Annotated in this window: 16 protein-coding genes; 2 read left to right on the top strand and 14 right to left on the bottom strand. The window is 71.1% G+C overall.

The annotated features are described in order from the left end of the window. Positions 1-28 precede the first annotated feature (28 nt). Complete coding sequence (locus tag ACWGH1_RS32055) at positions 29-1,609, bottom strand: MDR family MFS transporter (RefSeq protein ID WP_453355014.1); 1,581 nt, start codon at positions 1,607-1,609, stop codon at positions 29-31. Positions 1,610-1,740: 131 nt separating this feature from the next. Between ACWGH1_RS32055 and ACWGH1_RS32060 the strand changes: the two genes are divergently transcribed. After that, positions 1,741-2,322: a TetR/AcrR family transcriptional regulator gene (locus tag ACWGH1_RS32060; RefSeq protein WP_453355013.1), complete on the top strand. Its 582-nt coding sequence runs from the start codon at positions 1,741-1,743 to the stop codon at positions 2,320-2,322. On the opposite strand, the gene ACWGH1_RS32065 is transcribed toward ACWGH1_RS32060, so the two are convergent. Continuing rightward, the gene (locus ACWGH1_RS32065) at positions 2,294-3,121 is read right to left on the bottom strand and encodes an alpha/beta fold hydrolase (protein ID WP_453355012.1); all 828 of its coding nucleotides are present in this window, start codon (positions 3,119-3,121) and stop codon (positions 2,294-2,296) included. The two genes, ACWGH1_RS32060 and ACWGH1_RS32065, sit on opposite strands and share 29 nt — an antisense overlap. A gap of 70 nt (positions 3,122-3,191) precedes the next feature. Next, positions 3,192-3,593: a nuclear transport factor 2 family protein gene (locus tag ACWGH1_RS32070; RefSeq protein ID WP_453355011.1), complete on the bottom strand. Its 402-nt coding sequence runs from the start codon at positions 3,591-3,593 to the stop codon at positions 3,192-3,194. 92 nt (positions 3,594-3,685) lie between these two features. Here ACWGH1_RS32070 and ACWGH1_RS32075 point away from each other — a divergent pair, with 92 nt between their 5' ends. Beyond that, positions 3,686-4,225 carry a TetR/AcrR family transcriptional regulator gene (locus ACWGH1_RS32075; RefSeq protein WP_453355010.1) on the top strand — a complete coding sequence of 180 codons (540 nt, stop codon included), beginning with the start codon at positions 3,686-3,688 and terminating at the stop codon, positions 4,223-4,225. On the opposite strand, the gene ACWGH1_RS32080 is transcribed toward ACWGH1_RS32075, so the two are convergent. From ACWGH1_RS32080 to ACWGH1_RS32130, 11 genes are all read right to left on the bottom strand, one after another. Further along, entirely contained in the window at positions 4,222-4,863 is a 642-nt protein-coding gene (locus ACWGH1_RS32080; protein ID WP_453355009.1) for an OmpA family protein, read from the bottom strand. The two genes, ACWGH1_RS32075 and ACWGH1_RS32080, sit on opposite strands and share 4 nt — an antisense overlap. A 4-nt stretch (positions 4,864-4,867) precedes the next feature. Continuing rightward, the gene (locus tag ACWGH1_RS32085) at positions 4,868-5,404 is read right to left on the bottom strand and encodes a hypothetical protein (protein ID WP_453355015.1); all 537 of its coding nucleotides are present in this window, start codon (positions 5,402-5,404) and stop codon (positions 4,868-4,870) included. Positions 5,405-5,476: 72 nt separating this feature from the next. Further along, positions 5,477-6,103 carry a pilus assembly protein TadG-related protein gene (locus ACWGH1_RS32090; protein WP_453355008.1) on the bottom strand — a complete coding sequence of 209 codons (627 nt, stop codon included), beginning with the start codon at positions 6,101-6,103 and terminating at the stop codon, positions 5,477-5,479. Then, positions 6,100-6,300, bottom strand: a complete 201-nt coding sequence (locus tag ACWGH1_RS32095; protein ID WP_453355007.1) for a hypothetical protein — start codon at positions 6,298-6,300, stop codon at positions 6,100-6,102. The genes ACWGH1_RS32090 and ACWGH1_RS32095 overlap by 4 nt, the downstream gene beginning before the upstream one ends. Positions 6,301-6,410: 110 nt before the next feature. Beyond that, entirely contained in the window at positions 6,411-7,097 is a 687-nt protein-coding gene (locus ACWGH1_RS32100) for a response regulator (protein ID WP_453355006.1), read from the bottom strand. Further along, positions 7,097-8,293: a sensor histidine kinase gene (locus tag ACWGH1_RS32105; protein WP_453409236.1), complete on the bottom strand. Its 1,197-nt coding sequence runs from the start codon at positions 8,291-8,293 to the stop codon at positions 7,097-7,099. The genes ACWGH1_RS32100 and ACWGH1_RS32105 overlap by 1 nt, the downstream gene beginning before the upstream one ends. 3 nt (positions 8,294-8,296) lie before the next feature. Continuing rightward, complete coding sequence (locus ACWGH1_RS32110; RefSeq protein ID WP_453353518.1) at positions 8,297-9,187, bottom strand: DUF5936 domain-containing protein; 891 nt, start codon at positions 9,185-9,187, stop codon at positions 8,297-8,299. Positions 9,188-9,200: 13 nt separating this feature from the next. Then, positions 9,201-10,139 (bottom strand): type II secretion system F family protein, encoded by a 939-nt coding sequence (locus tag ACWGH1_RS32115; RefSeq protein ID WP_453353516.1) that lies wholly within the window; start codon positions 10,137-10,139, stop codon positions 9,201-9,203. After that, positions 10,136-11,563: a CpaF family protein gene (locus tag ACWGH1_RS32120; protein WP_453353515.1), complete on the bottom strand. Its 1,428-nt coding sequence runs from the start codon at positions 11,561-11,563 to the stop codon at positions 10,136-10,138. The genes ACWGH1_RS32115 and ACWGH1_RS32120 overlap by 4 nt, the downstream gene beginning before the upstream one ends. 2 nt (positions 11,564-11,565) lie before the next feature. Then, positions 11,566-11,934 (bottom strand): TadE/TadG family type IV pilus assembly protein, encoded by a 369-nt coding sequence (locus tag ACWGH1_RS32125; protein ID WP_453353514.1) that lies wholly within the window; start codon positions 11,932-11,934, stop codon positions 11,566-11,568. Position 11,935: 1 nt separating this feature from the next. Further along, entirely contained in the window at positions 11,936-12,319 is a 384-nt protein-coding gene (locus ACWGH1_RS32130) for a TadE/TadG family type IV pilus assembly protein (RefSeq protein ID WP_453353513.1), read from the bottom strand. Between the last annotated feature and the right edge of the window lie 2 nt (positions 12,320-12,321).

The following is a 12,321-nucleotide window of genomic DNA, read 5'->3' on the forward strand; positions in this document are numbered from 1 at the left end:
CCCCGGGGCCGGGCCGCGACCACCGGACTCAGTGGACGATGGACTCCTGCGGGACCGGCACGGGCTGGCCGCCCTCGTCGCCGGCCGGGGCCGGACCGGCGCCCCGGAGCGGGACCTCCTTGACGAACCAGGCCGCCAGGAAGCCCAGTACGGCGATGGCCGCGCCGAGCAGGAAGGCCGAGTGCGTACCGGCGGCGACCGCGTGCTGGTACGCGTCGCGCACCGCCTCGGGCAGCTTGGCCAGGCTCGCCGCGTCGAGCTGCGCCGAGCCCGACTTGGCGGCGGCGGCCGGGCCGAGCCGGTCGGTCATGGTCTCGGTGACCTGCGAGGTGAACAGGGAACCCATCAGCGCCACGCCGAAGGAACCGCCGAGCGTACGGAAGAGGGTGGCGGAGGACGAGGCGACGCCCATGTCCTTCATGTCCACGCTGTTCTGTGCGACCAGCATGGTGATCTGCATCAGGAAGCCGAGGCCGGCACCGAGGACGGCCATGTACAGGCCGGAGACCAGTCGGGTGGTGCCGGTGTCCATCGTCGCGAGCAGGAAGAGCCCGACGACCATGAGGGCGCCGCCGACGATCGGGAACATCTTGTACTTGCCGGTGCTGGTGGTGATCCGGCCCGCGATGAGCGAGACGACCATCATCGAGAGCAGCATCGGCAGGAGCAGCAGACCGGAGTTGGTGGCGGAGGCGCCCTGCACGGCCTGCTGGAACAGCGGCAGGTAGAGCACGCCGCCGAACATCGCGAAGCCGACGAGGAAGCCGATCACCGACATGAGGGTGAAGTTGCGGCTGCGGAAGATGTGCAGCGGCATGACGGGCTCGGCGGCCTTGGTCTCGGTGAACAGGAACGCGGCGATCGCCACGACGCCGACGACGATCAGGCCGATGATCTCACCGGAGCCCCACGCGTACTCGGTCCCGCCCCAGGTGGTGACCAGCACGGTGGAGGTGATGGCGATGGTCAGCAGGGCCGCGCCGAGGTAATCGATTCTCGGGCGTTCTCCTTGTCCTGCCTTCTTCGGCAGGTGCAGAACCGCGGTGACCATCGCCAGCGCCACGGCGCCGAGCGGGAGGTTGATGTAGAAGGACCAGCGCCAGCCCATGTGGTCGGTGATGGTGCCGCCGACCAGCGGGCCGCCGATCATCGCGAGGGCCATCACGCCGGCCATCATGCCCTGGTACTTGCCGCGCTCGCGGGGCGGGATCAGGTCGCCGATGATCGCCATGACGCCGACCATCAGACCGCCGGCACCCAGACCCTGGATCGCGCGGAAACCGATCAGCTGGCCCATGTCCTGGGCCATGCCGCTCAGGGCGGAACCGATCAGGAAGATCACGATGGAGGTGAGGAACGAACCCTTGCGGCCGTACATGTCGCCGACCTTGCCCCAGATGGGCGTGGAGGCCGCGGTGGCCAGCGTGTACGCCGTGACCACCCAGGACAGGTGCTCCAGCCCGCCGAGCTCACCCACGATCGTCGGCATCGCCGTACCGATGATCATGTTGTCGAGCATGGCGAGCAGCATCGCGATCATGAGTGCCATGAGCACGACGCGGACGCTGCGTGGCTTCACCTCCCCGGAGTTCTCCGTCTTTTCAGTCATCTCCACCATGCTGTCCACTCCCCTGGCACTTTCCGCACCCGGCCACTTACTTGCCGCCCGGCTAGTTCACTACAATGGTGAAGGTAGACGCGTCACTAGCCGGGCGTCAAGTAAGTTCTTTGGGGAGAGTCATGTCCAGCAGCAGTCCGCACCAGCGGCGCGGGAACACGCGTCAGCGCATCCAGGACGTCGCGCTGGAGCTCTTCGCCGAGCAGGGGTACGAGAAGACGTCGCTGCGCGAGATCGCGGAGCGGCTGGAGGTCACGAAGGCGGCGCTGTACTACCACTTCAAGACCAAGGAAGACATCATCATCAGCGTCTTCCAGGACCTGACCCAGCCCATCGACGACCTGATCGGCTGGGCCGAGGGAGAACCGCGCACGCTGGAGACCAAGCGCGAAGTGCTGCGCCGCTACAGCGAGGCGATGGCGTCCGGGGTCTCGCTGTACCGGTTCATGCAGGAGAACCAGGCGACGGTGCGGGAGCTCAGCATCGGCGAGACGATGAAGAAGCGGCTCTTCGCCCTGGTGGAACTCCTCAGGTCCGAGGACGCCCCGCTGGCCGACCAAGTGCGCTGCATCAGCGCGCTGTTCACCCTGCATGCCGGAATGATGTTCCTCCAGCACGTGGAGGGCGACCCCGAGGAGACCCGTAAGGCGGCCCTGGAAGTCGCCACGGACCTCATCACCCGGGCCCACCACCAGCAGCCGTAGCCGACCGCAGGAACCCGGTGAGGGTGTCCACGTAGGCGTCCGGGTGCGTGTGCTGGGGGACGTGTCCGGCGCCCTCCAGAGTGGCGACCTGCGCCCGGCGCAGCGCCTTGGCGAGCCTGGCGACGATGACGGGGAACCAGGGCATGCCCTCGCCGCCCGTGGTCAGCAGCGCGGGGCCGGTGTAGGTGGCGGCGAGGCGGGGGAGGTCGAGCATGGCCCAGGCCGGGTCGGACTGCTCGTCCAGGAAGGTGGGGGCGTTGGCGATGAACGTCTCGCGGACCGGCTCCGGCACCCTGCCCCACTCCCCCGGCCCGGAGACCACCTCTTCCACGAAGCGCCGGGCCGCGGCCGGGTGGTCGCCGCCGCGGATGTCCGCGAAGACGGCGTCCAGGCGCAGCCGGGCGGCTCGCGCCTCCTCATCGCCCTCGACGAGGCCCAGCAGCGGGGGCTCGTGGGCGGCGAGACTGCGGAACAGGTCGGGGCGGCGGGTGGCGAGGCCGAGGGCGGTGGACCCGCCGAAGGAGTTGCCCGCGACGTGGGCCGGGGCGAGGTCCAGGACCTCGATGAGCGCGGCGAGGTCGTCCTCGTCCTGCCTGCGGGTCCCCTGGCCGGGCGGGCGCTCGCTGCGGCTGTGGCCGCGGCGGTCGTAGACCACCACGCGGTACGACTCGGCGAGGCGGGGGGCGACCGCGTCCCAGCTGTGGTGGTCGACCCAGGACCCGTGGACCAGTACGAGGGGCTCGCCCTCGCCCGTGATCTCGTAGAAGAGGTCCACCCCGTTCGCGCGAGCCCGTGGCATGCCGAATCTCCTCATCAGCTGGATGGCAACCGGACACATACCTCGGGCGGCCGTCCCTCACACGTGCCGCTTAGCCCAGGCGGCGGTCCTCGGCGGCGATGGGGACGTCGTTGATGCTGGCCTCGCGGCGGGACATCAGCCCGTTGTCCGCGAACTCCCACTGCTCGTTGCCGTGGCTGCGCCACCACTGGCCGGCGGTGTCGTGCCACTCGTACTCGAAGCGGACCGAGATCCGGTTTCCGGTGTACGTCCACAGCTCTTTGCGGAGGCGGTAGTCGAGTTCGCGGGCCCACTTGTCGGCGAGGAAGGCGCGGATCTCGGCGCGGCCGGTGAGGAAGCGGTCGCGGTTCCGCCAAACCGAGTCCTCGGTGTAGGCGAGGGCGACGCGTTCGGGATCGCGGGTGTTCCAGGCGTCCTCGGCGGCCTGGACCTTGGCACGGGCGGTCTCCTCGGTGAAGGGGGGAATGGACACGGCGTCGCCTTTCAACGAAGTGTGAGAACGGCCGCTCTCAGACTAGAGAACGATCGTTCTCACGGTAAGGGGTTCTCGGTTACCCTGCCTTCATGGACGACGAAGAGGCCCGCACCCGACTGCTGGACGCGGCGGAGGCGCTGTTCTACGCGGAGGGCATCCAGGCAGTGGGGATGGACCGCATCCGCGCGGAGTCGACGGTGCCGCTGAAGCGGCTGTACCGGATCTTCCCGGCCAAGGAAGCCCTGGTCACGGCCTACCTGGAGCGCCGCGACCGGCGCTGGACGCAGAGCCTGCGGAGCGCGGTGGCGGACGCGGCGGAGCCGGTGCCGGCGGTGTTCGACTGGCTGGCGCGGTGGTTCGCGGAGCCGGACTTCCGGGGCTGCGCGTTCCTGAACGCGTACGGCGAGCTGGGCACGGGCCCGGCGGCGGTACTGGACGTGGTCCGCCGCCACAAGGCGGAGCTGCGGACCCTGCTCACCGAACTGACCGGCCCGGGCCGGGGGGAGCTGGCGGAGCAACTGCTGATCCTGGTCGAGGGGGCCACGGCGGTGGCCGCCCTCGACCCGGGCCCGGACCCGGCCCGGCGAGCGCGGGAGGCGGCGGTGGTGCTGCTGCGCGGCGGGGGCTAGGGCTTGTCGCTGCCGCGCGGGAAGGTGACCTCGACGCGGCGGTTCTTCTTGCGGCCCTCTTCGGTGCCGTTGTCGGCGATCGGGTAGTCCTCGCTGTACCCGCGCACGTCGAAGACGACCCCGGGGCTGGTCACGGTCTTCGCCAGCTCCGCCTGCACGGCGTCGGCGCGCTGCTTGGACAGTTCCTTGCCGTGCTCGTAGCTGCCCTGGTCGTCGGTGAACCCGAAGACCCGCACGCGGGTGGCCTTCTGCTGGTTGATCTCCTGCGCGATGGCCTGGATCCGGGCGGCCGCCTGGGCGTTGAAGACGGCGCTGTCCTCGGGGAAGAGCACCTCGGCCTGGAGGGCCATCATGACGGTCTGATTGGTCTCCTGCCGCCGCTGCTCCCCACCGAGGTCTTCGACGACTTCGGCGATGTCGAGCACCTTGACGGGGGCCAGGGTCCCGCCCTGCGGGATCTTGAGCCCGGGCGCGTTGGAGTCGATGGCCACGGGCGCGGCGGCGGAAGGCTCGGTCCCGGGGGGCACGGACGGCTTGACGTCGTCGGCGTACGCCCCGGTCGCGCCGAGGATGTGGGCGCCGGCGATGACGAGACCGACGACGGCGGTTGCGGCGGAGACGCGGTGGCGTTGGCTCATGGGGTCACCCGGAGATCTTGACGGTGGCCGTGGCGAAGGTGGGGAGGCTGAAGTCCACCTCGGTGGCACTGGCAGGCGGGGCCGGGAACTGGGCGAAGAAGGGGACCGTCTGGCCGGCGTCGATGATGTTCAGCCCCGTGGTGCAGAGGCACCGGCCATCCGTGTCTCGCAGCACGTAATACCGCTTCTTGCCAGCCTTGTCGACCAGGGTCACACCCGCAACGGATACGCCGCTGGCGTTGAGTTCGTTCCCACGCCAGGGGGCGGTGTTCACGTACGGGGTGCCGCCCGTGTTCTTCAGCTGACCTTCGATCGTCAGGAATCCGCCCGCGTCCCGGCCCGCCCTGTTGATCGTGAGCACCATCCCTCCCTCACCGTTCACCGTGGCGAGGATCTGGCTCGCCGGGGGAGCCTCGGTCTTCGCCGCGCCTGACGGGGACGCCCCTGCGCTGCCCGGCGGCTTCACCGCGGTCGACCCGGCGGGCTTGTCAGACTTGCCGTCGCCGCCGCACCCCGTCAGGGCCAGGGCCAAGGCCGCCACCATGCCCACAGCCGCTTTCCCATGGGTCGAGCGCCGAACACTCATGTACACAGCTTCCTTGCCTCTCGGTCGTCAGGCGGTCAGGCGTAGGTCGAACAAGGCCGCGGCCAATGAGCGCCACGAGCCCGGTCGGGCAGGGTCAAAGACGACTACGGCGCCCTTGTCGCACCTGAACTCGAGCCGGTCGGGTGGCGGAGGCTTGGGCTCGGAGCCGCCACCACTGCCCGGTTCTGCCGACTTGATCCGGCAGCGGGGGACGATCTCCGCCGTGGCGACGGCCATGCCTTGCGTCCCGCTCACCCCAGGGACGACCGAATCCCCCACCGTCTCGTTCGTTTTGGTACGGGCGGTGAACCGGAGACCCGAGCGGCTGCACGACACTGTCGCATCGTTCCTCGCGGCGAATACCGTCGCCGCCCCGCACGGGCCCGAACCGCCGGCAAAGCGGTTGCCCTCCAGGACCTGTTCCCAGTCCCCGGGTGAAAGCGTGGCCAGATCCACGCCGGGTGCGAGGTGGTCCCGGGCGTCCCGCGCCGCCGCGAGTGCGGCGGCATCGGCGGCTCCCTGCGCGCCGCTCCGCACGATGCCAGCCTTGCTGATGGTGAAGTACGCCAGAACGGCGAAGAGCACACCCACCACGACTACCGCATAGAGAGGGAACGCCTGACCTCGGTCACCGCCGAACCGGCGCCGCGTCACTTCCCTGCCGTGATACTCGCGACGGCAGCCGTGATCTTGGTGGTGATGGCCTGGCCGATCCCGGTACCGATGATGGCGCCGATGATGACCACGACCACCAGGATGATGCCCAGGTACTCGAAGGCCGTTTGGCCGCGGTCGGTCGTGGTCTTGTTCCCGTAGCGCTTCCGCATCCTTGCCAGGGTGTTGTGTGGCATGGGGGGTCCCTCCCGGTCCGGTGGCGCTGGTGATGGGCGGAATGTACGGGGAGTTACGGGTGGTTACCAAGGGTCCCGGGGCCCAATTACGGACCCATTGCGCAGTGCGTCTACCCATGGCCGGTCACTCCTGGACGGGCCGTGCCCAGCCAGTGGGCTATCGCCTCGCTGCGGGTGGTGGTCCGGAGCTTCGCGAAGATGCGGTTGATGTGGTTCTTGACCGTCTTCTCGCTGATGAAGCAGGCCGCCGCGATCTGCTGGTTGTTCATCCCGGATGCGATCAGGTCCATGACCTCCTCCTCCCGCGAACTCAGGCCGTAGGCCACGTGATTGACGAGCCGCTGAGAAGAGGGTGCCACAACTGGTTGCGTTTGCGAAGAGGCCCGGAGTTCCGCGAGGACGGCGTTCGCCGCCGTCGGGGTGAAGTGGGCGCGGCCCGCGTGGGTGTCGTGGATGGCCCGGATCAGGTGGTCCGGGGTGAATTCGCCGTGGACCAGGTAGCCGCCCGCGCCCAGGAGCAGGGCCTCGCGGACGACCTCCGCCTCCGTGCTGTACGTCAGCATCAGCACCGGCGCCAGCCGGACCAGGTGTGGAAGGGCGGAGATGCCGTCGACGCCCGGCATTCGGACGTCGAGCAGGACGACGTCGGGCCGGTGCAGGCGGGTCAGGTTCAACGCCTCGCGGCCGTCCGCCGCCTGGGCGGTGACCTCCAGGTCGCCGGCGGTCGCCAGCAGGGCGGCCAGGCCCGCCCGGACGACCGGGTTGTCGTCGGCGATCAGGATCCGCAGTGGGGGCATCACAGGCTCCCGAGGGGGAGTTCGAGGCGGACCCGGGTGCCGGGTCCGGTCGGGCGGGGGCCGATGCGGAACCCGGCGCCGATCGCCGCCGCGCGTTCCCGCATGCCGAGCAGGCCGAAGTGGCCCGACTCCGAGAGGGCGGTCACGTCGAGACCGTCCGGCGGCAGGCCGCAGCCGTCGTCCTCCACCGTGAGCACCAGCTGGGGCCCGGAGACGGCGGCCTCGACCTCGACCGACGAGGCCGCCGCGTGGCGGCGGGCGTTCTCCAGGGCTTCCGAGACCACCGCCAAGAGGTGGGTGGCAACCGCCGAAGGGAGCAGGGGCAGCACACCTGACGTACGCAGCTCCACGCCCGCACCGGCCAGGGCCCGCAGCTCCGCCGCCAGCGAGACGCCCGGGGTGTCCAGGTCCCGGCGCAGGTCCGTCAGCAGGGCCCGGGACTCGGCCGCCGCCCGGCGGGCCGCCTCCGCCACCGCCCGCGCCTGGCGGCGCGTCGCCTCCGGGTCGGCTGCCGTGCGGGAGAGGGCGTCGGCGGACATGGCCAGGCCGTGCAGGGTCTTCGACACCGAGTCGTGCATCTCGCGGGCCAGCCGCTCCCGTTCGGCCCGTACCGCCTCGGCCACCGCCAGCCGCGCCCGGGTCTCCGTCAGGGCCCGGCTCGCCGCCCCGAACCGGAAGAGCAGGTCGCGCAGGGAGGCGCCCGCGGCGCCCGCGAGCAGGCACAGCCCCGCCAGCGTCGGGCCGCCCGAGACCGCGACCACCAGGGCCGCCTGGAGGGCCGCGTAGAGCGCCGAGCCGCGCCAGCCGTAGACCAGCCCGGCCAGCAGCGGTGCGCACAGCGCGACCGGTCCGAGCGGGGACGCGGGCGTGGCGGTGATCAGGAGCAGCGCGCTGAACGCCATGTCCACCGCGAGCAGCCAGCGGTGGCGCAGCAGCAGCGGCCCGAACCGCTCCCAGTCGCGGAAGAGGACGTACGACAGCATGAACGTGAGCAGGACCGCCCCGCCCACCAGGTACCCGGGGGCGCCGGGCGCGGTACGGCCGAGCGCGAGGGGCGCGCCGAGGGCGATGAGCACCATCCGCAAGGCGAAGACCTGCCGGCACAGGGCCTGGAGGGCGTTCACCTGGAGGGCGAGCGGCGGCGCGGCCCGGCTCTCGGCGCAGGCGGCGGGTGCGAAACCGATCGTGACGGCCATGGCTCACCCGCTCCCGAACAGGGCGGAGAAGTCGATGTCCGCTCCGTAGACGAAACCGCAGACGAGCAGGATCAGGGTGCCCGGCAGCATGAACATGGTGACCGTGAAGGTGGCTTTGGGGACGGCCCGGGCGGCCCGGCGGCGGGCGTTCTGCGCGTCCGTGCGGCGCATGTCCTCCGCGATGGCGATCAGCGTCTCCACGATCGGGGAGCCCAGCTCCTCGCCCTGCTGGAGCGCGGTGACGAACTGCGCCACCTGCTCGGAGTCGTTGCGCCGGCGCAGTTCGTCGAAGGCCTGGCGGCGGCTCACGCCCATGTCCATCTGCTGCAGCGTGATCCGGACCTCGTCCGACCAGGGGCCCTCGTACTTGCCCGCGACCCGCTCCAGCGCCTGCCGGAAGCCGAGCCCGGCGCTGACGACGACGGCCAGTACGTCGAGGAAGTCCGGCAGGGTCCGCTCGATGTGGTCCCGGCGCACCCGGATCGCCGACCAGAGGCCGACCTCGATCCAGAACAGGCCGAACGCCACCATGAGCAGGGCGGCCACCCACTGCCCGTTGACCAGCATCGCGAACGCGCCCAGCGCGCCGAGGAATCCGTACACCGCACGCCGGGCCGCGTACCGGTCGATGGTCAGACCGGCGGGGTTGCCCGCCATGTCGATCTGGCGCCGCTTGCGTGCCACCCGGTCGTGGCCCATCGCGCGCAGCACGAGGGGGGCCCAGCGGATGCCGAGGCGGTCGACGAGCGAACCGACGGCCGTGGTGCGGGTGGCGCCGACCTCCAGGGCGAGGGCGAGGTCGCCGGGCAGTTTGACGTCGGCGCGGTAGAGGCGGACCCCGTACAGGGCGCCGAAGACCGACAGCCCGAGGGCCGCGGCGGGCAGGAGTGTGATCACGCGGTCCCCCTCACACGTCGATCTTCGACAGCCGGCGGATGAGGATGAACCCCAGGGTGAAGAGGCCGAGCGCGATGATGACGGCCGTCTGCCCGATGAAGGCGCCCGTCATGCGGTCCAGGGCGCCCGGCATCATCAGGTCCACGAGCAGCAGCGAGCCGAGTCCGATCGCGGGCACCAGGTACGCCGTCACCGTCACCTGCGAGAGCTGCGTACGGATCTCCCTGCGCGTCTCCTTGCGCTGTTCCAGCGTCACGGTGAGGTTGCGCAGGCTCCCCACGAGCGCGCCGCCCGCGCGGGCGGACAGGACCAGGGTGGAGACGAGGACGACGAGTTCGCGCGAGGGCAGGCGTTCGGTCAGCTCGCCCAGGGACTCCTCGATGGAGTGGCCGACGGCGAGCCGGTCGGCGACGCGGCCGAGTTCCTCGCCCGCCGGGGCCTCCAGTTCCTCCGCCGCCATGCCGATGGCCGTACGCAGCGCCAGGCCGGCCTGGGTGGCGTTGGCCAGGATGCGGGCCAGCTCGGGGAGCTGGTTGATGAACCTCTCGGTACGGCGCGTGCGCTGCCAGTTGAGGAAGGCGTTGCCCGCCCACAGTCCGATCAGACCCGCCACCGGGCCGAAGAAGGGGGCCAGCAGGGACGCCGAGACGAGCCAGACCCCGGCGACGGACATCAGCATGTAGACGAAGAACTCGCCCGGGGTGAGGTCCAGGCCGGTGGTCGCCAGCTTCACCTCGATCCGGCGGCCCAGCCGGGTGCGGCGCAGCCGGCGGTCGACCCCGCGGAAGCGGCGCCGGCGGCCCAGGGGCTCCGGGGCGCCGCTCGCGGAGAGGCGTTCGATGAGCGCGGCGCGCTGGGCGCGGCCCGCGGCGTACGCGTGTACGCCGAGGACCACGAGCAGGCAGGCGAGCAGCGTCGCGCCGAGGGTGAGGAGGATCAATGGGTTCACAGGACGTTCCGAGTGGTCCAGGGGGCACCGGGGCCGCCGGGGGAACCGGGCGCCCAAGGGGCTCCGGGGGCTGCGGGGAACCCGGGGCCCCCGGTGGTCCGGGCGGCGAGCTGGTCGTCGGACAGGGCGACGCCGAAGGCCTGCGGGACCGGCTGGTTGTTCATGTAGAGCCGGTCGGCGACCGTGCGCGGCAGCGGGTAGTACTCGAAGTGGCCGTGCACGCGGGCGTCCGCGCCCATCGGCCGGGCCGCGAACCGGCAGACGGTGATGATCCGGAAGGGTTCGCGGCCGTGCGAGTCGAGGATGGAGATCTCGGTGATGCGGCGCGAGCCGTCGCCGAAGCGGGTGAGCTGTACGACGACGTTCACCGCGCTGTTGATCTGGTCCTGGAGCGCCTCGAACGGGATCTCCACCTCCGACATGGACGCCAGGGTCTGCAGGCGCATGAGGGCGTCCTCGGAGCTGTTGGCGTGGACGGTGGCCAGGGAGCCGTCGTGGCCGGTCGACATCGCCTGGAGCATGTCGAGGGTCTCGCCGCCGCGGACCTCGCCGACGATGATGCGGTCGGGGCGCATGCGCAGGGAGTTGCGTACGAGGTCGCGGATGGTGATCCGGCCGCTGCCCTCGACGTTCGCGGGGCGGGACTCGAGCCGGATGACGTGCGCCTGCTGGAGCTGGAGTTCGGCCGAGTCCTCGATGGTGATGATCCGCTCGCCCTCGGGGATCAGGCCGGAGAGCGCGTTGAGGAGGGTGGTCTTGCCGGTGCCGGTGGCCCCGGAGACGATCACGTTCATCTTGGCCTGCACCAGGCCCGACAGGAGCAGCAGCATCTGCTCGTCCAGCGAACCGAGGCCGATCATCTCGTGCAGGGTGAACGCCCGCGGGAAGCGGCGGATGGTGAGGGTGGCGCCGGTCAGGGAGAGCGGCGGGATGATGACGTTGACGCGCTCGCCGCTGGGCAGCCGGGCGTCCACCATCGGGTTGGCCTCGTCCACCCGGCGGTTGACGGTGGAGACGATGCGCTCGATGGTCTGCATGAGCTGCTCGTGCGAGGCGAAGCGCAGCGGCAGTCGTTCTACGCGTCCGGCCCGCTCCACGAAGATCTGGTCCGGTCCGTTGACCATGATCTCGGAGATCGACGGGTCTTCGAGGAGCGGTTCGAGGACGCCGAGGCCGAGCGCTTCGTCGACGACGCGGCGGATCAGCTGGGCGCGTTCGACGGTGGAGAGGACGGGGCCCTCGCGGCTGATGATGTGGCCGAGTACGCGCTCCAGCCGGGCCCGGCGCTCGGCGGGCGCGAGCGCGGACATCTCGGCGAGGTCGATCTCCTCCAGCAGCTTCGCGCGGTAGGAGGAGACCAGCCGGCCGTCCTCGCGCGGGTTGTGGCGGTCGTCGGGGGTGCCGACCCGGGAACGCAGGCTCATCGTCAGGGTCCCTTCGGGTCGTCGTTGGGCATGACGGCGGTGGCGGTGGCGGGGTCGAGCGAGAGCCCGGGGATGATGGACTTGACCGGGATGGAGACGTTGGCGGTGACCGCGTCGGCGCCCGAGGCCACCGTGATGTCGGCCGTGAGTCCGGAGCGGATGGCGGCGTGGCCCGCCGCCTCCCCCGCGCCCGGCTTGCGGGCCTCCACCCGGGCGGCCGTGCGCGCGGCCGTCTGCGCCTGCTGGTGGACGTAACCGACCCAGCCGAGCTGGATGCCGCACAGCGCGACGAAGAGCAGGATGGGGATGAAGCCGATGTACTCCAGGGCCACTTGGCCCCGGTCCTGGTCACCGCGCCGGGTCCGGCTCATCTCACTCCCCCGCCCTCTCCTGCTCCTGTGACGAGCCGCCTTCGCCCGTGATGGGTACGCCGATGTCGAGCCCGGGGAACAGCACGGGCACGTTGAGCCTGACGGTCGCCTTGTAGATGTCCCCCGCGTTCCCGCAGGACACCGACATGGTCCAGGCGTCCCCGACGTGCCGGTGGGCCGCCGTGTCGCACGCGGCGCCGCCGTGCACTGCCCCGGCCCGCGCCGCCTCGTCCGCCGCGTTGCCCGCCAGTGAGAACGCGTACCCGATCAGGACGCACTCCCACACCGCCGCGACGAGCAGCAGGATCAGCGGCACCATGCCGACGAACTCGACGGCCACCTGGCCCCGGTCCCCCGGGGCGCCGCCCCGGCTCCGCGCGGGCACGC

The organism is Streptomyces sp. NPDC054883, assembly GCF_053610645.1.